Here is a 23,412-nt window from a genome sequence, read left to right on the forward strand (position 1 = left end):
ATGACGCTGCGGTCCGGCTCCACCGACGATGTGCCGGCACTGGTCGAGGTGGAGAAGCTCTGTTTCGGCACCGATGCGTGGAGCCGGAGCCAGCTCGCCGACGAGTTCGCCACATCGCGGATCATCATCGTGGACGAGGACGAGGAGGGCCTCGCCGGATATGCCACCGTGTCGCTCGCGGGCCCCGACGCCGAGCTGCTGCGGATCGCCGTCCTTCCGGTGCGCCGGCGCCGCGGAACCGCCCGACGACTGCTCGCCGAGGTGTGGAGCCGTGCCACCGGGCGAGGGGCGGAACGGATGCTGTTGGAGGTCGACGCGGACAACCTGCCGGCGATCGGGCTCTACCGCCGCTTCGGCTTCTCCGATCTGACGATCCGCCGCGGCTACTACCGGGGACGCGACGCGTTGGTGATGGAGCGACGCGGATGAGCGGGATCATCGAGGCGATGCGGTCCTGGCCATGGGCGTGGGCCTGGTGCGGATTCTTCCTCGTGGCCTTCCTGCGTGCCGGTGCCACCTATCTCATCGGCCGGGGCGTCACCGCCGGCGTGATCCGCTGGCGTCCGCCTCACGCCCGCACCCGCGCCGTCATGGACCGGGTCGGGACCTGGGGAGCCCCCGTCGTCGCGTTGAGCTTCCTGACGGTCGGTGTGCAGACCATCGTCAACCTGTCGGCCGGACTCATCGAGATGCGCTGGCACCGCTATCTGTCGGGTCTGATCCCCGGGGCCGCCGCCTGGGCGACCATCTGGTCCACGATCGGCATGGCCGCGTTCTATGCCCTGCTCGGAGGGCTGCGCGGCGAGCCGCTCGTGGCGCTGGGAGGGCTCGTCGTCGTGGCGGCCGTGGTGGTGATATATCTCGCGCTGCGCAAACGGGCCGCTCGAGTTGTGAGCGGCGACGACAGTGGCAGTCTGAATCCATGAGCAACACACCCGACGAGACGCCCGCGGACTCGCAGTTCCTCAGCCAGGACCCGCCGGAGGACACCCTCATCGAACGTGGCGTGGACGATCCGCTCGACGAGGGCTTCAGCGCTCCCGAGCGCTGGTCCGCCGGTGAAGGATTCGGTACGACTCCCGAGGAGGAGCTGCAGGGGGAGTCGCTGGACCAGCGTCTCGCCCAGGAGATCCCCGATGCTGATCCCTACGCCGAGGTGGTCGGGGAGGACCTCGACGACGGCGAGGTCGGGCGCGATCGGTCGGGCCGCCTCGTCGACCCCGATGCGGGCATCGGAGAGGATGTCGAGTCCGAACTGCTCGGGAGCGATGCCGGGATCGACGGAGCGGCCGCGAGCGCCGAGGAAGCTGCGGTACACACCATCGATGACGAGGAGTGAGCCCACGGTCGTGGTCGGCTTCGACCTCGACATGACCCTCATCGACTCACGTCCCGGGATCGCTGCCACCTACCACGAGCTGGTGCGTCGCACCGGCGTGCCGATCGATGTCGATCTCGTCGTCTCCCGGCTCGGTCCGCCGCTCGAGGTGGAGTTGTCCAACTGGTTCGCCGACACCGAGGTCGACAAGGCGGCACAGCTCTATCGCGAGCTCTATCCTGAGCTCGCGATCGAGCCGGTCCGACCGCTCCCCGGTGCGCTCGCCGCGCTCACGGTGGCCGCGGCGCGCGGTGAGACGATGGTGGTCACGGCTAAGAACGAGCGTCATGCGCGTCTGCACGTGGAGCACCTGGGACTGCCCGTCGACCATGTCGCGGGCGGCGTATGGCGTGGTGGCAAGTCCGAGGTCCTCGTACGGCATCGCGCCGGTGTATATGTCGGCGACCACGTCCACGACATGGAGGCCGCGCGCATCGCGGAGGTGCCCGGACTGGGAGTCGCCTCGGGCCCGTGCTCGGAGGAGGAACTCGCCGCCGCGGGTGCCGCCGCGACGCTGCCGGATCTGTCCGGCTTCGCGGCCTGGTTCAGTGAACACGTGTAACGCCAGTGGCCTACGCTGGGCGAATGCGCGACATCACGTACCCGCCGATCATCCTCACGGCCAAGATGCTCTTCAAGCTGCTGGGGATGCGGTTCCAGACGTCCGGCACCGAGCACATCCCCCGCGAGGGCGGTGCCGTCTTGGCGGCCAATCACATCGGGTACGTCGATTTCATCTTCGACGGTCTCGCCGCTCAGCCGAGCAAGCGACTCGTGCGCTTCATGGCCAAGAAGGAGGCCTTCGAGCACGTGGTCTCCGGACCGGTCATGCGGTCGCTCCATCACATCGCGGTGGACCGCGAGAGCGGTGAGACCTCCTTCCGTGATGCGGTGGAGTACGCGAGGTCCGGGGAGATCGTCGGGATCTTCCCCGAGGCGACGATCAGCCGCTCCATGGAGATCAAGGAGCTGAAGACCGGTGCCGTCCGCATCGCCGCGGAGGCGGGTGTCCCGCTGATCCCGATGGTGACGTGGGGGACTCAGCTGCTGAAGACCAAGGATCACGACAGCGACCTTTTTGGACGGGGAAAGACCATCGCCCTGCATGTCGGGGCACCGCTGGAGGTGACCGGTGAGGATCCGGTGGCCGAGACCGAGCGGTTGCGGGTGGCGATGCGCGAGCTGCTGGACAAGGCCATCACCGAGTATCCGGTGAGCCCGGAGGGTCAGTGGTGGGCGCCCGCGCGCTACGGCGGCCTGGCGCCGACCCCGGAGGAGGCCGAGCGCCTCGATGCCGAGGAGAAGGCCGCCCGCGCCGCCCGCCGCGTGGCTCGCGAGGACGACTGACCCGGTTAGCCGTTCGGTGCGCCGCTGGAGGCGGCGGTAGCCGGACGCGGGGGAGCGACTGAGTCGGCTGAGGCGCGGCCGGGCGTCACTGGCCGGCCGCCTAGACTGGCGCGGTGACTGAACCGCTGGTCCTGGGCATCGAGTCCTCGTGCGACGAGACGGGTGTCGGCATCGTCCGCGGCACGGAGATCCTCGCCCATGCGGTCGCCTCGAGTGTCGAGGAGCATGTGCGCTACGGCGGTGTCGTGCCCGAGGTCGCCAGCCGCGCGCATCTCGAGGCGATGGTGCCGACCCTCGAACAGGCGTACAGCCGAGCTGGGCTGGATGTCCGCGATGTCGACGCGATCGCGGTCACCTGCGGCCCGGGGCTCACCGGTGCGCTCCTCGTCGGGGTCGCTGCGGCGAAGGCCCTTGCGCTGGCCCACGGCAAACCCCTCTACGGTGTCAACCATCTCGCGGCGCATGTGGCCGTCGACCAGTTGGAGCACGGCCGGTTCGGTGAGCGGGTGGTCGCACTGCTGGTGAGCGGCGGACACACCGAGCTGTTGCTCGTCGATGACATCGCCACGGACATCACGATGCTCGGTTCCACCATCGACGATGCGGCCGGCGAGGCCTTCGACAAGGTCGCGCGCCTCCTGGGCCTGCCGTACCCCGGGGGTCCGGAAATCGACCGAGCGGCTCGGGAGGGCGATCCGACCGCCGTGCCCTTCCCCCGAGGCCTCACCACCGGACGTGATCTCGAGCGCTATCGCTGGGACTTCTCCTTCTCGGGTCTCAAGAGCGCCGTGTCCCGGCACGTGCAGCACGAGCAGCGCATGGGTCGGCCGGTGCCTGTCGCGGATATCGCGGCATCGTTCCAGGATGCGGTGTGCGATGTGCTGAGCAAGAAGGCGGTCGCTGCCTGTGTGGCACATGACGTGCCCCGGCTCGTGCTGGGCGGAGGCGTGGCCGCCAACGGACGGCTGCGCCACTATGTGCTCGAACGCGCCGAGGCATCTGGGATCGAGGTGCGCATCCCGCCGCCCTCGCTGTGCACTGACAACGGCGCGATGGTGGCGGCGCTCGGCGCCGAACTGGTCGCCCGCGGGGTGGCCCCCTCCTCGCTCGACCTTCCTGTCGACTCCGGCATGCCGGTCTCGCAGATCGTCGCCGCCTGAGGCGTCCTCCGGACGGTGCGGGGACGGCCGGCTGCCGCGAGCGCCTACGAGCGAATCGTGCATCTCCGACGATCCTGCGGAGTGTCTCCGGGGCCGAAGCATCGCACAGTCCATGCCGGTTTCCGCCGAGACGTCAACGGACCGGACGCACCCAGAAGGCCCGGCCCTTCCCGGCCACGCGAGTGACCACGAGGGTCGCGGGGATATCGCCGGTCGGTTTGAGTTGCGCGATGAGGCGTTCGGGCACGATGTCGACCCCGCGCTTCTTGATCGTGAGGGTGCCGAGGTTCCGTTCGCGCAGGGCGGCGCGCAGGGACTTCGCGCGGAACGGGAGCTCCTCGACGATCTCGAACCAGCGCCCCAGGTTGCCCGACGGCGGGGTGTCACAGGTCAGATAGGCGATCTTGGGGTCGAGGAGCCCGCCGTCGATCCGCTCACCCAGCTCCGCGACGAGACCCGCACGGATCACGGCGTCATCGGGTTCGACGATGAACCGCCGGGGCGGGGCGAGTCGGGCCTGGACGCCGCGCGAGGAGATCGACTCGGCGGACGGGAGGCTCGTGGCGCGGCGCTCTGGCCGTTCCCAGCCGGCACCCCACAGGCACGCCTCGACGAGGTCGCCCCGGTCGCTGACCCATTCGACGCCGACCCCTGGGGGGATCGCATCGTGGGCGATGCCGGGCATGACCTTCGCGACGGCCCGGCCGTCCAGCAGGCGGGCGATCCACTCCCACGGAGGGGTGAGCTGGTCGAGCCGGGTGAGACGACCGCTGCCGTCGCGGCGGGCCGGATCGACGAAGGCGACCTCGTCCTCGGAGATCGGTGTCTCGAGCGCGTCGCCGGCTTCGACCTGTCCGTCGATCCCGAGGGCCGAGAGATTGCCGCGGGCGATGGCCGCGCGCAGTGGGTCGATCTCGATGCCGCGCACGGTGAGTCCTGCCCGGGCGAAGGCGATGAGATCGGCACCGATGCCGCAGCCGAGGTCTACAACGGTCCGAGCGCCCAGGTCGCGGAGCTGCTCGGCCCGATGGCGAGCCACCGGCGCGCGCGTTGCCTGCTCCAGCGCATCGGGGGTGTAGTACAGATGGGCCGCATCCGGTCCCAGCTTGGCGACGGCCTTCGCCCGGAGCCGTTGCTGGGTGATGGCCGCGGCGACGAGCTCTCCGGGGTGTTCGCGACGCAGTCGAGTGCCCAGGGCGAGGTCGGACGTGTCCGGTGGCTCCTCGGCCACCGCGGCGAGCAGCCGTTGGCCCGCAGGGGTCAGCAGATGTTCGAAGGTCGCGAGGTCCACCCAGCCATTGTCGCCGTTGCCGAGGCGCCCCCGGCGCGCGGCCGGTCCCGTGGGCGACCCGCCCCGTGGAGCGGTGCGAAGTAGTCTCCACCGACATTGAGCGCCGCGACACAGCGTCACGTGACCGACCACTCGCCGACTCGCAGTGGACGCTCCGGGAGCAGCGCGGTCTGGGCCGCGCGGGCCCGTCCGGACTCGCTCTCGACGAGCAGCTCCCGCTGCGCCCCGGCGGCGAGACCGCAGAACTCCGCCACCTGAGTGGCATCGGAGGTCATGACCAGGCTGGCCGTATCGAGGGTGTGCCGGCAGAGAGTGTGCTCGCGGGGGAGCGAGGTGGGGAGGTCACCGGACGCACCGGGGAGGAAGGCGCGATCGCCGTCGAAGACGGCCACCGCGGAGCCGGGTACGTCGAACATGCGCCGGGCGATGCGGGTGATGCGATCGAGAACGGGGAGCTCGCGGTCCGGCGAAGGCGTCTTCAGTTTGGCCATCTCGGGCCGCCCCGGGGTCGATACCAGAAAAAGACGATGCGCCGCCACGGTTAGCACTCTCTTGGTGTGAGTGCCAAGGTTTGCTATCGTCCTCTTTAGCACTCGGATAGTCTGAGTGCCAGTTCCTTCGGTGGCCCCGACCCCCGCGACGGCGTGGTCACCGGACACCTGAATTCGTAGCAGTAACCGTCGAAAGGGGAGGTCGACCAGTGTCGGTCACCATCAAGCCGCTCGAGGACCGCGTCGTCGTCAAGGCGCTCGAAGCCGAGCAGACCACCGCATCCGGTCTCGTGATTCCGGACACCGCCAAGGAGAAGCCCCAGGAGGGCGAGGTCGTGGCCGTGGGCCCCGGCCGCGTCAGCGACAACGGGGAGCGCGTCCCGGTCGATGTCGCCACCGGCGACAAGGTCATCTTCAGCAAGTACGGCGGCACCGAGGTCAAGTACGACGGACAGGACTATCTCATCCTCTCCGCTCGCGACATCCTCGCTGTCGTCTCCTGACCCCGTGCTCCGGCGTCGTCCCTCGGGGCGGCGCCGGAGCCGCTTTCGCCCCTGAATCCTTCAGTAGAAGAGGTCTGATCCTTCTATGCCCAAGATCCTGGAGTTCGACGAGGACGCACGCCGCGCGCTAGAGCGCGGCGTCGACAAGCTCGCCGACACCGTCAAAGTCACCCTCGGCCCCAAGGGCCGCTATGTCGTGCTCGACAAGAAGTGGGGCGCTCCCACGATCACCAACGACGGCGTCTCCGTCGCGCGTGAGGTCGAGCTGGACGACCCGTTCGAGAACCTCGGCGCTCAGCTCGCCAAGGAGGTCGCCACCAAGACCAATGACATCGCCGGCGATGGCACCACCACCGCCACGGTGCTCGCCCAGGCGATGGTCCACGAGGGCCTGCGCGCCGTGGCCGCCGGAGCCAACCCGGTCGGCCTCAAGCGGGGCATCGAGGCCGCCGTCGAGGCCGTCACCGATGAGCTGCGCAACCGCGCCCGCGATGTCGACGATGTCGCCGATATGACCGCGGTCGCCACGGTTTCCAGCCGTGACGGGCATATCGGCGAGCTCATCGCCGATGCCTTCGACAAGGTCGGCAAGGACGGTGTCATCACCGTTGAGGAGTCCAACACCATGGGCACCGACCTCGAGTTCACCGAGGGCATGCAGTTCGACAAGGGCTACCTGTCGCCCTACATGGTGACCGACACCGAGCGCATGGAGGCCGTGCTCGACGATCCGTACATCCTGGTCAATCAGGGCAAGATCTCCGCGGTGCAGGAGCTGCTGCCGCTGCTGGAGAAGGTCGTCCAGGCCGGTAAGCCGCTGTTCATCATCGCCGAGGACATCGAGGGCGAGGCGCTCTCGACCATCGTCGTCAACAAGATCCGCGGCACCTTCACCTCGGTCGCGGTCAAGGCCCCGGCCTTCGGCGACCGCCGCAAGGCGATCCTGCAGGACATCGCGACCCTCACCGGCGCCACCGTGGTGACGCCGGATGTGGGTCTCAAGCTCGACCAGGTCGGTCTCGAGGTGCTCGGTAGCGCGCGTCGTGTCGTGGTGACCAAGGACAACACCACCATCGTCGACGGTGGTGGCGAGCAGGCCGAGGTCGATGGCCGTGTGGCTCAGATCAAGGCCGAGATCGAGAACACCGACTCCGAGTGGGATCGCGAGAAGCTTTCGGAGCGTCTCGCCAAGCTCGCCGGCGGCGTCTGCGTCATCCGTGTCGGTGCGGCCACCGAGGTCGAGCTCAAGGAGAAGAAGCACCGCATCGAGGACGCCGTCTCCGCAACGCGCGCCGCGATCGAGGAGGGCATCGTTCCCGGCGGCGGTTCGGCCCTCGTCCATGCTGTGGGCGTGCTCGACGACGACCTCGGCCTCAGCGGCGACGAGGCCGTGGGCGTGCGGATCGTCCGCAAGGGCGCCGACGCTCCGCTGGAGTGGATCGCCCGCAACGGCGGTGCCTCCGGTGAGGTCGTGGTCTCCAAGGTCCGCGAGAGCGGTGACGGCTACAATGCCGCCTCCGACGAGTACGGCGACCTGCTCGCGCAGGGCATCCTCGACCCGGTCAAGGTCACGCGCTCGGCGCTCGCCAATGCGGCCTCGATCACCGCGATGCTGCTGACGACCGAGACCCTGGTCGTCGACAAGCCGGCCGAGGAAGAGGGCGATCACGCCGGTCACAGCCACTGACCGTTTCACTTGCCCGGACAGGGCCCGGAGCTGCGGCTCCGGGCCCTGTCCGTTTTCTCCACGTCACCGCTCGTCGTGCGGAGCGGTGCGTCACTCACCGCCGGGCGAGGGCGCGGCACTCCGGGTGACACTGGACATATTCAATGTTACATTGATGGTGTCACATCGAGAGGATGATGCGCGATGGTCGCGACGGCAGTGGATTTCCGACAGCAGATCGATCCCGACGGCACCCTCGAGCGCCTGCTCAAGTCGTCGGCGACGTTGTCCTATGACCCGGACCAGGAAGTTGACTGGGAGGCCCCGCTCGACCCGACCAAGTACGGGCTGAACCCCGAGTGGTCGACGCTCTACGGCACGCGTCTGTGGAGTGAGATGAGCGAGGAGCAGCGCATCGCGCTGACCCGCCACGAGGTCGGCTCGATCATGAGCACCGGCATCTGGTTCGAGATGATCCTGCAGCAGATGATCCTGCGCGATCAGTACTGCGGCGTCTACGGGGGCTCGGAGTTCCAGTTCGCTCTCACCGAGATCGCCGACGAGTGCCGCCACTCGCTGATGTTCGCCAAGACCTGCACCAAGATGGGTGTCCCGCACTACAAGCCGAAGCGCTACGTGCAGGAGCTCGCGCGCGGACTCAAGACTGTCGCCGGCGGCGAGGTCGCGTACGGGGCCATCCTGGTGGCCGAGGAGATCCTCGATGTCATGCAGCGTGACTGGATGCGCGGTGAGGACGTGCTCGACGAGGTCCGCACCACGAGCAAGATCCATGTGGTCGAGGAGGCGCGGCACATGAAGTTCGCGCGTCATGAGATCCGTGAGCACCTGGCGGACGCGAGTCCGCTGCGACGCAAGGCCAGCGCGGCGGTCATCGCCGGCGGGGCCAAGTTCGTCGTCGACTCGATGGTGAGCGATCAGGTGTACGCGAATGTGGGCCTCGACCGCCGGCGTGCCGTGGCCGAGGCGAAGGCCAATACGCACCACCAGAACCTCATGCGGATGAGCTGTGTGCACCTCATGGACTTCCTGTCCGAGGCGGGCCTGCTCACCCCTCATGCTATGCGGCTCTACCGCAGCGTCCACATGCTCTGACCCACGTCCAGCGACACGTGACACTCACCACAACGCATGTTACATTTTCGATGTCATATTGCTGCGAGGGAGGCACACCATGACGATCGCCCCGGAGAACTTCCGCGCCACACTCAACGACGACGAGCTGGAGCGGCTGCTCGAGTCATCCGAGCAGTTGTCGTACCAGCCCGACGACGAGATCGACTGGGAGGCCCCGCTCGATCCGACCAAGTACGGGCTGAACCCCGAGTGGTCGACGCTCTACGGCACGCGGCTGTGGGACGAGATGAGCGAACAGCAGCGCATCGCGCTGACCCGCCACGAGGTCGCGTCGATCATGAGCACCGGCATCTGGTTCGAGACGCTGCTGCAGCACCTGATCCTGCGTAGCCAGTACTCGGCTCCCTATGGCGGCTCGGAGTTCCGCTGGGCGCTCACCGAGATCGCGGACGAGTGCCGCCACTCGCTGATGTTCTCCAAGACCTGCGCCAAGCTCGATGCCTCGGACTATCGGCCACAGCGGTATGTCCACGAGCTCGCCCGGCTGCTCAAGAATGTCGCCAATGGCGAGATCTCGTATGGCTGCATCCTGGTGGCCGAGGAGATCCTCGACGTCATGCAGCGTGACTGGATGCGCGGTGAGGACGTGCTCGACGAGGTCCGCACCACGAGCAAGATCCATGTGGTCGAGGAGGCGCGGCACATGAAGTTCGCGCGGATGGAGATCGTGGACTACCTCAAGGGCGTCTCGTCCACCCGTCGCCGGGTCAGCGCCTATGTCATCGCGGCCGCGGCGACCTTCATCGTGCGCGAGATGGTCAGCAAGGACGTCTACGCCAATGTCGGTCTGCCCCGTGAGAGGGCGATCGCGGAGGCGAAGGCCAATACCCATCACCACAACCTGATGCGGATGAGCTGCGTGCACCTCATGGACTTCCTGTCCGAGGCCGGTCTGCTGACTCCCGCGGCGATGCGGATGTACCGCAGCGTCCACATGCTCTGAGCCAGGAAGTCCCCTCACATGGCCTACGCGATCACCCAGAGCTGCTGCAACGATGCCTCCTGTGTGTCGGTGTGCCCGGTGGACTGCATCCACCCGACACCCGATGAGCCGGACTTCGGCGCGACCGACATCCTCTACGTCGACCCCAAGGTCTGCATCGACTGCGGTGCCTGCGCCGACGCGTGCCCGGTCTCGGCGATCAAGCCCGTCGATGTCCTGCGCGGCGGTGAGGAGGTCTTCGCCCAGCTGAATGCTGACTTCTACGCTGAACGTCCTACGCGAGTCGCCCCCGCCACCCATACCTGGGAGGAGATGGGGGCCGTAGTGGACCGTCCGTTGCGCGTCGCCGTGGTGGGCACCGGCCCGGCAGCCTCCTATGCTGCCCGTCATCTGCTCCTGTCGACGGATGCTCGCGTCACGATGCTCGACAAGTCGCCGGTCCCCGGCGGACTGGTGCGCGGGGGAGTCGCGCCCGATCACGTCGAGACGAAGACCTTCGCGAATCTCTTCGACTGGGCGTACCGGCACCCGCGCACCTCGATGTACATGAATGTCGAGGTCGGCGTGGACGTGACCCATGAAGAGTTGTTGCAGTATCACGATGCCGTCATCTACGGCGTCGGCGCACGGTTGGATCGTGCCCTCGGCGTCCCCGGCGAAGACCTCTCGGGTGTCTTCGGTGCGCCGGAGGTCGTCGGCTGGTACAACGCGGCGATCGACATCCCCGCCGAGTCGGTCCATCTCGGCGGCGAGCGGATGGTCATCGTCGGCAATGGCAATGTGGCGCTCGATGTCGCGCGGATCGTCCTCTCGGATCCGGCGTCGCTGCGACGCACGGACATGGCCGACCACGCGATCGACGAGATCGAGCGTTCGGCTATCCGGGAGGTCGTGTTGCTCGGACGCCGTGGACCGGAGGTCGCGGCCTTCACCCGTCCTGAGCTGTTGATGATGCCCGAGGGCATCGATGTCGTGGTGGCCCGTGATGAGGCCACGGAGGCCGCATTCGACGCGGCCGAGCCGGGGTCCAAGGCGGCGCTCCTCGCTGCCCTGCCGCGGGCGGAGGTGGATCTGACGGCGGCTCCCCCGGAAGGCAAGCGGCTGGTCTTCGCCTTCGGTGGCCAGATCGTGTCGGTGGAGGGCGGCGATGCGGTCGAGGCGGTGCAGATCGCTCCGACGGGGCGGCCCGATGAGGCCGTCAAGGTCCCGGCGGGCACCGTGGTGCGATCCACCGGCCACCGGGGACGTCCGGTGGCGGGCCTCCCCTTCGACGATGTGACCGCGACCGTGCCCAATGTCGACGGTCGGGTGATCGATCCGGACACCGGAGCCGCGATCCCCGGAGCCTATGTCACCGGATGGATCAAGCGCGGGGCGACGGGTGGTATCGGCACTAACCGCACGTGTGCGCACGAGACGGTCGCCACGCTCCTGCAAGACGCCGCCGACGGTGCGCTGCGGATGCCGGGAGGATCGCGCCGGAGCTTCGGCAAACTCCTACGCCGCCGCGTCCCGTCGCTCGTGAGCCGTCGCCGGATGTTCGCGATCGAGGACGCGGAGCGCGGCCGCGGTGCTGCGGCAGGTCGTCCTCGCGTCAAGTTCGCGTCCTCGTCCCAGATGCTCGACGCCGCTCGTCGCTGATACGAGATTCGGCCGGTTGCGACCCGTTTTCCGTTTGCCACAACGGGTCACGATCGGCGCCAAGCCGCCACGCCTCGCTCAGGGACGCAGGGCCCTCGCCCGGACCACGATGACGGATCGGAGGTAGCGTCACCGGGGTGAGCGCACAGGGAGGTCACCGGCCCGGAACAGCGGGGTACCGGCGCCTCAACTGGGCCATGCTCATGGCCGGGATCGCCGCCTTCGGGATGCTCTACAGCACCCAGCCGCTGCTGCCGCAGATCAGTAGCGCCTTCGGCGTCTCCGCGACCGCCGCGGCGCTCACGGTCTCGGCGGGCACCGGAGGACTGGCTGTCACTGTCGTGGCCGCTACCTGGCTGGGTCAGCGCGTCGGCCGCGTGGCCGTCATGCGTGTCGGGCTGGTCGTGGCGGTGCTCGCTCAGCTGACCAGCACCGCCATGCCGACCTTCGAACTGCTGTTGGCGGCGCGGGTCGTGCTCGGGCTCGCATTGGCCGGTGTCGTCGGCGTGGCGATGGGGCATGTCGGTGCCGAGGTGCATGCGGTGGGCATCGGGCGGGCGATGGGACTGTATGTCGCGGGCAACTCGTTGGGCGGGGTGATCGGACGTCTCGTGACCTCGGGGGTCTCGGAGTTCGCGTCCTGGCGTGTGGCCGATGCGGCGCTCGGAGCGATCGCGGCAGCGGCGACCGCTGCCTTCGTGATCCTGCTGCCCGCCAGCGAGCAGGTGCCGCGGCGCGATCAGACCGAGCGGGTGCGCCCCGATCCACGGGCCTGGCTGCGAGTGGACGTGTGGGCTCTGGCGGCGATCCCCTTCCTGCTCATGGGCGGGTTCGTCGGTGTCTACAACTTCCTCACCTACCGGCTGATGGAGCCGCCCTTCTCGCTGACGCCCGGACTCGTCGGACTGGTCTTCCTGGCCTACCTGGCCGGTACCGCGGCCTCCGTCCTGGCTGGCCGATCGGCCGACCGCTTCGGGCGACCGGTCAGCGTGCTGGCCGCACTCGTGCTGATGGGCACGGGAGTCCTCGTGACGCTCTCGGATCGGCTGTCGCTCGTCGTCACCGGACTGGTGATCATGACCGCGGGTTTCTTCGCGGCGCATGCCGTCGCCAGTGGGTGGATGCCGGTCGTCGCCGGAGACCTGGGCCCCGCGGCGAGCGGGTTGTACGTCTCTGGGTATTACGGTGGATCGAGTGTCCTCGGCGCGGCCCTCGGGCTCGCCTGGAGCGGGGGAGGATGGCCCGCGACGGCGTGGACTGTGCTCGCGCTCACAGGCCTGGCGGCCGGGTGTGTCGCGCTGGTCGCCCGCCGTAGACTTGGTGCATGAGCGAGCGCAGCGAGCGAGTCATCGACGGGGTGACGGCATGAGCGAGGTCGGTATCCCGGATAAGTTCGCGAGCCTGGGGCTCACCTACGACGACGTGCTGCTCCTGCCCGGGGAGACCGATGTCATCCCCAGCGATGTCGACACCACGGCCCGGCTGACGCGCGACATCACCCTGCGGATCCCGCTGCTGTCCAGTGCGATGGACACCGTCACTGAGTCGCGCATGGCGATCGCGATGGCGCGCGAGGGCGGCATCGGCATCCTGCACCGCAATCTCTCGATCGAGGATCAGGCCTATCAGGTCGACCTCGTCAAGCGCACGCAGACCGGTATGATCCCCAATCCGGTCACCATCAACCCCAAGGCCACGCTCGAGGAGCTCGACGAGATCTGCGGCCAGTACCGCGTCTCGGGTCTGCCGGTGGTCGACGCCGACGACACGCTGCTGGGCATCATCACCAACCGCGATCTGCGCTTCGTGCCGGTAGCGGAATGGTCGCGGCGCACGGTCGGCGAGATCATGACTCCGATGCCGCTCATCACCGGCCCGGTGGGCATCAGCCGAGAGGACGCCGCCGAGCTGCTGCGCGCGCACAAGCGCGAGCGGCTGCCCATCGTCGATGCCGACGGTCGTCTCGCGGGCCTCATCACCGTCAAGGACTTCGTGAAGTCCGAGCAGTTCCCGCTGGCCACCAAGGACAGCGAGGGACGTCTGCTGGTCGGTGCGGCGGTCGGCTTCTTCGGCGACTCCTACGACCGCGCCGGCCGGCTCATGGAGGCGGGCGTGGATGTGCTCGTCGTCGACACCGCGCACGGCCACGCGAGCGCGTTGCTGGACATGGTGCGCAAGCTCAAGGCCGACCCGGCCTTCAACGGGGTCCAGATCGTCGGTGGCAATATCGCCACCCGTGCCGGCGCGCAGGCGCTCGTGGACGCGGGGGTGGACGCGGTCAAGGTCGGCGTCGGACCCGGCTCGATCTGCACGACCCGTGTCGTCGCGGGTGTCGGCGTCCCCCAGGTCTCGGCCGTCTACGAGGCATCGCTGGCGACCAAGCCGGCGGGTGTTCCGCTCATCGCCGACGGTGGCCTGCAGTACTCCGGTGACATCGCCAAGGCACTCGTCGCCGGTGCCGACTCCGTGATGGTGGGCTCCTTGCTCGCCGGCTGCGAGGAGAGCCCCGGTGAGCTGATCTTCGTCAATGGCAAGCAGTACAAGGCCTACCGGGGGATGGGCTCGGTCGGGGCGATGGCCTCGCGCGGCAAGAAGTCCTACTCCAAGGACCGTTACTTCCAAGCCGATGTCACGAGCGACGACAAGATCGTGCCCGAGGGCATCGAAGGGCGTGTCGCCTACCGCGGTCCGCTCTCCACGGTCGCGCATCAGCTCGTCGGGGGACTGCACCAGTCGATGTTCTATGTCGGCTCGCGTACGGTGCCGGAGCTGCAGGAGAAGGGGCGCTTCGTGCGGATCACGGCCGCCGGTCTGAAGGAGTCGCACCCCCACGACATCCAGATGACCGTCGAGGCTCCCAACTACACCGTCCTCTGAGGTCTCGCCACCCGAGCCTTCCTGGCGTGGTAGCGGAGAAGGCATGCGTCAAAAAGTTCGCTACGTGGGCGAAATCCTTGAAACGGCAGCGGAATCGACGTGTTAGAGGCCACGGAGCGAAGTAGCGACGTTCCTCCGTTTCGGGCGCCGATGCGGTGTCTCGTCTGCCCTGCGATGTCAGGGAAAAAGTTGACGGTTCTCGCCGGAAACGAAATCTGCCTGAAAGTTTCCTGAGTTTTTGGCAGTAACCCACCATGACCGCCTCGGTCTCCAGGCGCTCCAATGATCTCACCGTGTGGCGTAGGTCATATCGACCTGGCCCTGATCGAGAGGAGCGTCCATGTTCCCGTGGACCCGAGTGGTGAGTGTGACGGCAGCGGCGGCAGCGATGACGCTCGTCGCCGCGTGCGGGGGAGAGTCCGGCGGCGGAGACGAGGTGAGTGTCGCGGGGATCTTCTCGGGACCGACGACCGATGCCGACTACAACGCCCTCGGGCTCAAGGCCCTCGAGGCGGCGGAGGCCGATGGTGCCCGCACCGGTCATTCCGAGAGCGTTCCCGTCCCTGATATCGAGCGTGTCCTGAACGAGTACGTCGCCGACGGATTCTCCGTCGTGTGGACCCACGGATCGCAGTTCTACGATGCGACCGCCAAGATCGCCGAGCAGAACCCCGATGTCACGTTCATCGCGGAGTTCGATGGCGAGCCGGAGAACCAGCCCGACAATGTCTGGGTCATCGACCGCAACTTCCACACCGTCTTCTACCCGATCGGCACACTCGCCGCGAACCTCAGCACGAGCGGCCAGGTCGGCTACCTGGGCGGGCTGTCGCTGCCCTTCTCCTACTCGGAGGTCCATGCCGTCGAGCAGGCGATCACCGACAGTGGCAAGAATGTCACCCTCAATCCGGTCTGGTCGGGCGACTTCAACGAGACCGTCAAGGCACAGCAGCTCACTACGCAGCTGCTATCTGGCGGCAACGATGTCATCGTGACGTCGCTCAACCTGGGTGTCGTCGGTGCCTTCAAGGCCGTGACGCAGAAGCCCGCCGGGGAGGCCTGGCTGACGGTCAAGTACACCGACAAGTCCAAGAACGGGCCCGACCACTATGCCGCGACGGTCCTCTACGACTTCGAGCAGCCGCTGACCGAGATCCTCGAGTCGATCGAGTCCGGCGAGCGGTCCGGCTACTACCAGATGGGCTTCGGGAAGGGCGCGAGCGTCGACGTCAGCGACGCGGTGCCGGCAGAGGTGAGGACCGCCGTGGAAGAGGCCGTCGAGGGCATCAAGAACGGCTCGATCACTGTCGAACTCGATCAGACGGAGCCCAAATGAGTCAGTCCGCTCCACGACTCTCCATGCGCGGGATCGTCAAGGAGTTCGGGCCGGTCAGGGCACTCGACCGAGCCGAGCTGGAGGTGGCTCCTCGGGAGATCCACGGTCTCCTCGGGGGCAACGGCGCGGGCAAGACCACCTTGATGAATGTGCTGTACGGCCTCTACCGCGCCGATGCCGGCACCATCGCGATCGACGGCGCGGAGGTCGTCATCGCCTCGCCGAAGGACGCGATCGATGCGGGGGTCGGCATGGTGCACCAGAGCTTCCTGCAGATCGACAGCTATACCGTCACCGAGAACATCGTCCTGGGCACCAAGCTCCCCGGACCGGCGTGGCGGCTGGATCTCTCCGATCCGCGGGAGCAGGTGGCCGAGCTGAGCAGCCGATTCGGCTTGCACGTCGACCCGGAGGCGATCGTCGAGGATCTTCCGGTCGGCGTGCGCCAACGGGTCGAGATCCTCAAAGCGCTCTACCGCGGCGTGGGCACGCTGATCCTCGACGAGCCGACCACGAACCTCACCCCCGGCGAGGTCGACGAACTGTTCAGGTCGATGCGGACCATGGTCGATGAGGGGCTCAGCGTCATCCTCATCACCCACAAGATCCGCGAGACGATGGCGGCGTGCGACCGGATGACGGTGATGCGCGATGGTCGGCGGATCGCCACGGTCCGGCGGGAGGAGACCGACGCCGAGGCGCTCGCGGCCATCATGGTCGGTCGCGATATCGACGAGGGCGTCCCGGAGGCGGCCGTCATTGCGACCGGTGTCGTCGAGGATCTCGAGAACGTCGCCGATGTGGTCGAGTCCGCGGAGCCGTTGCGCCCCGACCCCGTCGACAGCGGGGCGGTCCGGATCGAGGACCTGCGGGTCCGCAATGATCACGGTGTCGAGGCGGTACGCGGGTTGTCGTTGTCGATGAGCCGCGGAGAGATCCTGGGGGTCGCCGGAGTCGCCGGCAACGGTCAGGTGGAGTTCGCCGAGGCCGTCGCCGGAGTCCGTCAGCCGGAGAGCGGGCGCGTATCGATCCGAGGCACCGATCTCGTCGGTCGTCCGACCCGTGAGTGGCTGGCCGCCAAAGTGGCGTATGTTCCCGAGGACCGTGACGGTGACGGTGTGTTGCCCACGATGACGGTCGCCGAGAACCTCGTGCTGGGATCCCAGCGATCGGCGGACATCCGTCGTGGCGGACTGATCGACTGGAAGGCCGCGCGGCAGAAGGCCGCCGAGGCGATCGCCACGTATTCGATCCGGGCCAACGGCCCGAATGCGCTGGCCGGTGACCTGTCCGGAGGCAATATCCAGCGCGTCATCCTGGCCCGGGCCTTCGCGCACGAGCCGAGCCTGTTGATCCTGCACAACCCCACCCGGGGCCTGGATCTGCGGTCGACACAGTTCGTCTACGAGCAGGTCCACGCGGCGACCGCCGCCGGCTGCTCTGTGCTGTTGCTGTCGGAGGATCTCGACGAGTTGGTCGCACTGTCGGACCGCCTCGTGACGATCTACAACGGTGAATTCGTCGGCGAGTGGGCGCGGGGCGCGGTCGACCAGGTGGCTGTGGGTCAGAGCATGGCCGGAGTGGGGGTGGAACGATGAGTGAGCGAAGCGAGCGAACCATGAACACCTCCTCATGCCGGCATCGGCCTATCGTGTTTGTTTTCCAGGCGGTGGCAGCATGAGTGTCCAGACGACCGAACCGACTCCTTCGCCGGCCCCCGTGGCGGCGGAGAGGAAGGCGAGCGGTCTGCTGTGGATGACCGGCAGCTATGTCTTCTCGGTTCTGGCCGCGTTCGTGGTGGGGGCGATCATCATCGTCGCCCTGGGCTACGACCCGGTGCGGGCCATCGAGTCCATCCTGACGACGTCCTTCTCGACCTCGTTCGGAATGGTGGAGACGCTGCACAAGTGGGTCCCGATCGTTCTGTGCGCCTACGCCTTCGCGATCCCGCTGGCGACCGGCAAGTTCAACATCGGCGCCGAGGGCCAGTTGCTCGTCGGAGCGACCGGCGGTGTCGCGATGGGCATCCTGTTGTCGGATCTGCCACTGATCGTGCTCTTGCCGATGGTGCTCGTCGCGGGCATCCTCGCCGGGGCGGTATGGGCCGGTATCGCGGCGGTCCTGATGGTGAGGTTCGGGGTCAACGAGATCCTCAGCACGGTGCTGTTGAACTTCGTCTCGTTCCAGCTGATCGACTATGTGGCCTCCCACGTGTGGCCGGATGCCGGTGCGGGTCACCCTGCGACGGTGCCGGTCGGTGACGGGGCGCGGCTGCCGGGCATCGGGGGACCGCCCCCGATCCACGTCGGCGTGGTCCTGGCGCTCGTGGTGTGCGTCGCGGTCTGGCTCTGGGTGCGCCGTACTCCGTCGGGCTTCGAGATGCGGGCCGTGGGCGCCAACCCCCGTGCTTCGCTCGTGCACGGGCTGCGGACCTCGCGGCTCGCCGGTCTCGGCATCGTCGTCGGTGGCGGCATCGGCGGTCTGGCCGGTGCCATCGAGGTCGCCGGCGTCCACGGCAAGATGCTCGAGGGGATGCAGTCCAACTTCCTGATCCTCGGCATCATCGTCGGGCTCATGGCCCGCGGTTCGATGGCGGCGATCCCGGTGGTCGCCTTCGGCATCGCGGTGCTGGAGGTCGGTGCGAGTTCGATGCAGCGCACGGCGCAGGTGCCGGTGGAGCTGGTGTTGATCGTGCAGGCGTTGATCCTGCTGTTCCTGTTGCTGTCCGATGTGGTGCGTCGGCGTTTCGAGAGGCGAGTGCGATGAACGAGATCGCGGAGTTCGTGGCGCTGGTGCTTCCGGCGATGGTGCCGTTCGTGTTGGCGGCACAGGGAACCGTGCTGAGTGGCCGGGCCGGGGTGTTCAACGTCAGCCAGGAGGGCCTCATGGTCCTCGGTGCCGCCGTCGGCTTCCTGGTGAGCTATTCGGTGGGCAGCAATGCGGTGGGAGTCTTCGTCGCCGCGGCCGTCGCGGGTCTGTTCGGCCTGATCCTCGGCGTCATGACGACGAACTGGAGGCTCGATCAGTTCATCGTCGGCCTGGCGTTGTACTTCGCGGCGTTGGGCCTCGCGAGCCTGCTGTACCGAGTCGCGGTCGGCACGACGCTGGAGCCGCCGCTCATCCCGACGCTGGAGTCCTATCCGATCCCGCTGCTGTCGAAGATCCCGTACCTGGGAGAGATGTTCTTCGACCACGACCTGCTGGTCTACACCGCGTTCGTGCTGTCCGGGCTGCTCTTCTGGTTCATGTACCGCACCAATGCGGGTCTGCGGTTCCGCGCCTGCGGTGAGAACCCGAGGTCGGCCGACAGTCTGGGCGTGAACGTCGCGCGTACCCGGATCGTGGCCTCGGTGCTCGGAGCCTCGCTCGTGGGGGTGGCGGGCGCCTACCTGCCGATGGTCTACACCGGCACGTTCACCGAGGGTATGGTCGCGGGTCGCGGCTGGCTCGTGATCGCGCTGGCATTCCTCGGTGGCTGGCGTCCGCAGTACATCCTCGCGGGGGCGGCGTTCTTCGCCGGCATGGAGGTGCTGGCGTTGCGTGCCCAGGTCGCGGGCATCGGCATCCCTCACCAGTTCGTGCTGATGCTCCCGTACATCGCAACCCTCGTGGTGATGATGTTCGCCTTCCGCTGGGCGCGCCAACCACGCTTCCTCGGCCAGAACTACGATCGAGAGAGTCGCCTGGCCGGGTAATCCGACGGCAGGGCCTTGTGCGCCCGGTGGCCATCAGGCTGCCGGGTGCACGAGGTTGTCGGATGCTCTCGGGGGACCACTAGGCTGATCCACATGAGCATCGATATCGGGATGGCCAAGCGGGGGCGGCAGGGATATCACTTCGACGACATCGCGATCGTTCCGTCGCGGCGCACGCGTGATCCCGAGGAGGTGTCGACGCACTGGCAGATCGACGCCTATCGTTTCGATCTGCCGGTGATGGCTGCCCCGATGGATTCGGTCATGAGCCCGGACACGGCGATCGCCCTCGGCCGCCTGGGTGGTCTCGGTGTCCTCGACCTGGAGGGTCTGTGGACGCGCTATGAGAATCCCGAGCGGTTGCTAGAGGAGATCGCCACGATTGATCCGGCGGCCGCGACACGGCGGCTGCAGGAGATCTACGCCGAGCCGATCAAGGCGGAGCTGATCACCGCGCGTCTGCAGCAGGTGCGCGATGCCGGTGTGACGGTGGCGGGGGCGCTGTCGCCGCAGCGCACTAAGCAGTTCGCGGATACGGTCGTCAGCGCCGGGGTGGATCTGTTCGTCATCCGCGGCACCACGGTGTCGGCTGAGCATGTGTCTGGTCAGACGGAGCCGCTCAACCTCAAGAACTTCATCTATGAGCTGGATGTGCCGGTGATCGTCGGCGGTTGCGCAACCTATCAGGCGGGTCTGCATCTCATGCGCACGGGCGCGGCGGGTGTGCTCGTCGGTTTCGGCGGGGGAGCAGCTCACACGACACGCTCCGTGCTGGGGGTGGCGGTGCCGATGGCGTCGGCGGTGGCTGATGTCGCGGCGGCGCGCCGGGATTACTTGGACGAGTCCGGGGGCCGTTATGTGCACATCATCGCGGACGGTTCGATCGGACGCAGCGGCGATATCGCGAAGGCGGTCGCGTGCGGCGCGGATGCGGTGATGATCGGCTCGCCCTTCGCGCGGGCTGATGACGCGCCGGGCCGTGGGTTCCATTGGGGTGCCGAGGCGTGGCATCCGGATCTGCCGCGTGGCGAGCGGGTCGATATCGGCACGGTCGGCTCGTTGGAGCAGGTGTTGTTCGGTCCGTCGTCGGTGTCGGACGGCACGATGAATCTCATCGGCGCCTTGCGCCGGGCGATGGCGACGACCGGTTACACGGAGCTGAAGGAGTTCCAGCGGGTCGAGGTCGTCTTGGGATGACGGTCAGCGGCGCGATCTCGCGTCGTGGATGCGTCTGAGAGAGGTGGGTCTGTGGAGGCTTTTCTTCGTCATCGCTGGCAGGCGATCGTCCTGACGATCGTGGCGGTGGTGTTCATCGTGCAGAACCGCCATGACACGAAGATCACGTTCTTGTGGATGGATCTGAGGGCGCCGATGTGGTTGACGCTCACGGCGGTGACGCTCTTGGGCGTGGTGATCGGGATCTTCGTGAATCGTCGTACTGGCCGGAGGTCGTGACGCTGAGCCCGCTGCGGTGGTGTGAGGTGTCGTACGAGCATCCTGATGTGGTGGCGCTGTTGGGCACGCGCACTGCGGAGGAACGGGTCCTCTCGTCCCGCGGGTGGCGATCTCGAGCTCAAGCGCATGTATGTCGCCCGCGATGCGCGTGGCGAGGGCCTCGGTGCTCGGTTGCTCGAGCGGATGGAATCGGAGGCTGAGCGTCTGAGCGCTCAGCGCCTGGTTCTGCACACGGGCGAGTCGCAGGTCGCGGCGGTCGGTTTATGCCGGTCGCGCGGGTGCGAGCCGGTCGAGCCGCTCCCAGGCTACGACGACGCGCCGGGTTCGCTCTTCTTGGGGCGACCTCTCGCCTGATCCTCTCTCTGTGGTCGCCATCGGCGGTGGCGTTTCCATTGGGTGGTGCCGGGTTGTCGGAATTCGGGGGTGCCGTCGTGGGGGTTGAGCCGGCATTGGAGGTGTCCGGCGTGAATTTGTCGGTGGTGTTCGGCGCAGACGCTGATGGCTTCTTTGAGGTTGGTGGTGCCGCCTTGGGCCCAGGTCCGGTCTCCATGATGTGCCTCACACCATCCGGGTGGTCGGTCGCATCCGGGGCTGGCGCAGCCGTGGTCGCGGTTCGCGATCGCGATCCGCTGGTGTCGGGTGAAGAGTCGTTCTTCGCGTCCGAGATCTAACGGGACGGATTCTCCGTCGAACACCTGCGGCAACAGTTTCGCGTCGCAGGCGAGTCGGCGAGTTTGTCCGGGTGAGAGGCGGGTGCCGTCGGTGGTGATCGTCCCCGGTGCCGCATCCTCGAGGCGGGATTCGAGGTCGGCCAGGTCCATGTTCACCGCCACGAGGACGTTGTTCCCGCCGTGGTTCGGCAACCGATCCGTCGGAACCCGTTCGATGAGTTCACAGAACCCCCGACCGACTCGTGTGGCGTACTCGTCGGTGCGTTCGCGTCCGAGCATGGACACGCGTCGGGGTGACGCGTACGCGTCGAGCACGGTTTTGAGCATGGCGGCTTGCGCGTCGGGGATGGTGAACCGGCCACTGGTGGTGCCGTCGCCATTGGCCCACATGGCGAGTTTCGTGTTCTCCCAGGCCCGCTGCTCTCGCTCAGCCAGCAGACCTGATTCGTGCCGGTCGACGTCCTGTGGGCTAGCCCATTGGTCGGCGATCCGATCCGCACGCGCCCGCAGATCCTTCGGCGTCAACAAACTGGCGTCGTCGATCAACGTGCGCTCAGCGGTCTGCCGTTGTTCGGGTGTGGTGTTGGTGGGGAGGTGTTTGAGTCCGTCGGCGATGATCCGCGCCTGAGTCAAGGTCACGTCCCCGGCCGACAACGCCTGGTCGGTGAGTGACTGTTCGGGGACATCACGGGCGACGCCGAGGAGTCGGTTCCCCGCGCCACGATCATTCCCCAGGTCACGTCCGAGCAGATCACCGGTACTGGCGGCGCCTTGCCGGCGGGCGAGGCGGCTGTCGTGGATCACCCGTGCTGCGCGGAGGGTGAGGGCGTCGAGGCGGTTTTTCACCCGTCCCACCACTTGAGTGACCTGTTGGGCTTCGGTGGGGGTGAGTACGTTCCGGACGAGGGGTTCGAGACGGTCGATCACCGTCTGCAGCGCATTAAGCTCGGCTGCTAGCGGTGTGGCGGGTTCGATGTGCTGCGCGACCATCCCCGTCTACCCCCTTCCCAGCGAAACCAGTTGACGTCGAACGGATGTTCGATTGGTTCCCACTGTAGAGGAGCCGGGTGACATTTTCTGGCGTCATCCACACCCTTCCCAACTCGTCTCGCAGGTGGTGGGGTCGTGGTAGAAAAGTGATGTTGAAGCCGGTCAACCGCCAGCGTTTGCGCAGGTCAACAAGTGTCTGTTCCCCGCACTCGGGGATGATCCGCTGGCCGACGCGGATGCCGCGGTCGCCTGGTGGTCTGTTCCCCGCACTCGGGGATGATCCCGGCTGCACGCTCCGGCGGCGACCATGCGGACGGTCTGTTCCCCGCACTCGGGGATGATCCCGTCCAGCGGCTTCCCGTCCGGCAGCCCGCTGAGTCTGTTCCCCGCACTCGGGGATGATCCCCGCGCCACCGGAGATTGGGTCAGCCTCCGACTGTCTGTTCCCCGCACTCGGGGATGATCCGGTCGAGCACACGCCCGGTGCCCAGGTGCAGCTGTCTGTTCCCCGCACTCGGGGATGATCCCCGAGCTGGACCTTCACGCCGCGAACGAAGTGCGTCTGTTCCCCGCACTCGGGGATGATCCGTTGAAGGAGTAGAGCATGGATCTCGGCGAACTGTCTGTTCCCCGCACTCGGGGATGATCCCTGACGTCCGGCACCGAGGCCGGTGGGGCGATCGTCTGTTCCCCGCACTCGGGGATGATCCGGCACGGCACGAATAACGGATACACCGCCGGGTGTCTGTTCCCCGCACTCGGGGATGATCCCTGACGTCCGGCACCCAGCCCGACCCCCCAACCGCCCCTCCC

At 67.5% G+C, this 23,412-nt stretch carries 22 protein-coding genes and 1 CRISPR repeat array; of the genes, 19 read left to right on the top strand and 3 right to left on the bottom strand.

The features are described 5' to 3' along the window. The 6 genes from rimI (at nt 1) to tsaD (ending at nt 3,885) form a co-directional block, all read left to right on the top strand. Complete coding sequence (gene rimI, locus BHE97_RS07400; protein ID WP_170931320.1) at nt 1–429, top strand: ribosomal protein S18-alanine N-acetyltransferase; 429 nt, start codon at nt 1–3, stop codon at nt 427–429. Continuing rightward, nucleotides 426–926, top strand: coding sequence for a hypothetical protein (locus tag BHE97_RS07405; protein ID WP_087623404.1), 501 nt, complete (start codon nt 426–428; stop codon nt 924–926). The genes rimI and BHE97_RS07405 overlap by 4 nt, the downstream gene beginning before the upstream one ends. Then, nucleotides 923–1,339 (top strand): DUF5709 domain-containing protein, encoded by a 417-nt coding sequence (locus BHE97_RS07410; protein ID WP_087623405.1) that lies wholly within the window; start codon nt 923–925, stop codon nt 1,337–1,339. The genes BHE97_RS07405 and BHE97_RS07410 overlap by 4 nt, the downstream gene beginning before the upstream one ends. After that, nucleotides 1,326–1,940: an HAD hydrolase-like protein gene (locus BHE97_RS07415; protein WP_087623406.1), complete on the top strand. Its 615-nt coding sequence runs from the start codon at nt 1,326–1,328 to the stop codon at nt 1,938–1,940. Before BHE97_RS07410 ends, BHE97_RS07415 begins: the two co-directional genes overlap by 14 nt. Before the next feature lie 23 nt (nt 1,941–1,963). Beyond that, a complete protein-coding gene (locus BHE97_RS07420; RefSeq protein ID WP_087623407.1) occupies nt 1,964–2,725 on the top strand; it encodes a lysophospholipid acyltransferase family protein in 762 nt (253 codons plus the stop codon). Nucleotides 2,726–2,838: 113 nt separating this feature from the next. Continuing rightward, the gene (gene tsaD, locus BHE97_RS07425) at nt 2,839–3,885 is read left to right on the top strand and encodes a tRNA (adenosine(37)-N6)-threonylcarbamoyltransferase complex transferase subunit TsaD (RefSeq protein WP_087623408.1); all 1,047 of its coding nucleotides are present in this window, start codon (nt 2,839–2,841) and stop codon (nt 3,883–3,885) included. 133 nt (nt 3,886–4,018) lie between these two features. Here the strand turns inward: tsaD and BHE97_RS07430 are convergent, their stop codons facing one another. Together BHE97_RS07430 and BHE97_RS07435 are read right to left on the bottom strand one after the other, a co-directional pair. Then, nucleotides 4,019–5,176 carry a class I SAM-dependent methyltransferase gene (locus tag BHE97_RS07430; protein ID WP_087623409.1) on the bottom strand — a complete coding sequence of 386 codons (1,158 nt, stop codon included), beginning with the start codon at nt 5,174–5,176 and terminating at the stop codon, nt 4,019–4,021. Nucleotides 5,177–5,292: 116 nt separating this feature from the next. Continuing rightward, nucleotides 5,293–5,667, bottom strand: coding sequence for a hypothetical protein (locus BHE97_RS07435; protein ID WP_087623410.1), 375 nt, complete (start codon nt 5,665–5,667; stop codon nt 5,293–5,295). Between the two features lie 209 nt (nt 5,668–5,876). On the opposite strand from BHE97_RS07435, the gene groES reads away from it, so the two are divergent. The 13 genes from groES (at nt 5,877) to BHE97_RS07500 (ending at nt 20,938) form a co-directional block, all read left to right on the top strand. Continuing rightward, nucleotides 5,877–6,170 carry a co-chaperone GroES gene (gene groES, locus BHE97_RS07440; protein WP_087623411.1) on the top strand — a complete coding sequence of 98 codons (294 nt, stop codon included), beginning with the start codon at nt 5,877–5,879 and terminating at the stop codon, nt 6,168–6,170. 85 nt (nt 6,171–6,255) lie between these two features. Continuing rightward, nucleotides 6,256–7,857 carry a chaperonin GroEL gene (groL, locus tag BHE97_RS07445; protein WP_087623412.1) on the top strand — a complete coding sequence of 534 codons (1,602 nt, stop codon included), beginning with the start codon at nt 6,256–6,258 and terminating at the stop codon, nt 7,855–7,857. 183 nt (nt 7,858–8,040) lie between these two features. Continuing rightward, entirely contained in the window at nt 8,041–8,949 is a 909-nt protein-coding gene (locus BHE97_RS07450) for a diiron oxygenase (protein ID WP_087623413.1), read from the top strand. A 79-nt stretch (nt 8,950–9,028) separates the two neighbouring features. Next, on the top strand, nt 9,029–9,934 hold the full coding sequence (locus tag BHE97_RS07455; RefSeq protein WP_087623414.1) for a diiron oxygenase: 906 nt from the start codon (nt 9,029–9,031) through the stop codon (nt 9,932–9,934). Between the two features lie 18 nt (nt 9,935–9,952). Next, nucleotides 9,953–11,575: a 4Fe-4S binding protein gene (locus tag BHE97_RS07460; RefSeq protein ID WP_087623415.1), complete on the top strand. Its 1,623-nt coding sequence runs from the start codon at nt 9,953–9,955 to the stop codon at nt 11,573–11,575. 137 nt (nt 11,576–11,712) lie between these two features. Continuing rightward, nucleotides 11,713–12,903 carry an MFS transporter gene (locus tag BHE97_RS07465; RefSeq protein WP_140400028.1) on the top strand — a complete coding sequence of 397 codons (1,191 nt, stop codon included), beginning with the start codon at nt 11,713–11,715 and terminating at the stop codon, nt 12,901–12,903. A 37-nt stretch (nt 12,904–12,940) separates the two neighbouring features. Next, nucleotides 12,941–14,452 (top strand): IMP dehydrogenase, encoded by a 1,512-nt coding sequence (gene guaB, locus BHE97_RS07470; RefSeq protein ID WP_087623417.1) that lies wholly within the window; start codon nt 12,941–12,943, stop codon nt 14,450–14,452. Between the two features lie 340 nt (nt 14,453–14,792). Then, entirely contained in the window at nt 14,793–15,788 is a 996-nt protein-coding gene (locus BHE97_RS07475) for a BMP family ABC transporter substrate-binding protein (RefSeq protein ID WP_087623418.1), read from the top strand. After that, nucleotides 15,785–17,386: an ABC transporter ATP-binding protein gene (locus BHE97_RS07480; protein WP_087623419.1), complete on the top strand. Its 1,602-nt coding sequence runs from the start codon at nt 15,785–15,787 to the stop codon at nt 17,384–17,386. Before BHE97_RS07475 ends, BHE97_RS07480 begins: the two co-directional genes overlap by 4 nt. Nucleotides 17,387–17,465: 79 nt before the next feature. Then, entirely contained in the window at nt 17,466–18,554 is a 1,089-nt protein-coding gene (locus BHE97_RS07485) for an ABC transporter permease (protein WP_087623420.1), read from the top strand. Next, the gene (locus BHE97_RS07490; protein WP_201791350.1) at nt 18,551–19,483 is read left to right on the top strand and encodes an ABC transporter permease; all 933 of its coding nucleotides are present in this window, start codon (nt 18,551–18,553) and stop codon (nt 19,481–19,483) included. Before BHE97_RS07485 ends, BHE97_RS07490 begins: the two co-directional genes overlap by 4 nt. A 93-nt stretch (nt 19,484–19,576) precedes the next feature. Beyond that, nucleotides 19,577–20,680, top strand: a complete 1,104-nt coding sequence (locus tag BHE97_RS07495; protein ID WP_087623421.1) for a GuaB3 family IMP dehydrogenase-related protein — start codon at nt 19,577–19,579, stop codon at nt 20,678–20,680. Nucleotides 20,681–20,731: 51 nt separating this feature from the next. Next, nucleotides 20,732–20,938, top strand: a complete 207-nt coding sequence (locus BHE97_RS07500) for a hypothetical protein (protein WP_087623422.1) — start codon at nt 20,732–20,734, stop codon at nt 20,936–20,938. A gap of 305 nt (nt 20,939–21,243) precedes the next feature. On the opposite strand, the gene BHE97_RS07510 is transcribed toward BHE97_RS07500, so the two are convergent. After that, nucleotides 21,244–22,599 (bottom strand): HNH endonuclease signature motif containing protein, encoded by a 1,356-nt coding sequence (locus BHE97_RS07510; protein ID WP_087623424.1) that lies wholly within the window; start codon nt 22,597–22,599, stop codon nt 21,244–21,246. A 194-nt stretch (nt 22,600–22,793) separates the two neighbouring features. Beyond that, nucleotides 22,794–23,370: direct repeats of the CRISPR family, unit length 28 nt; unit sequence GTCTGTTCCCCGCACTCGGGGATGATCC. Nucleotides 23,371–23,412 lie beyond the last annotated feature (42 nt).

Source organism: Aeromicrobium sp. PE09-221, from assembly GCF_002174305.1.
In the GTDB taxonomy this organism is placed as follows: domain Bacteria; phylum Actinomycetota; class Actinomycetes; order Propionibacteriales; family Nocardioidaceae; genus Aeromicrobium.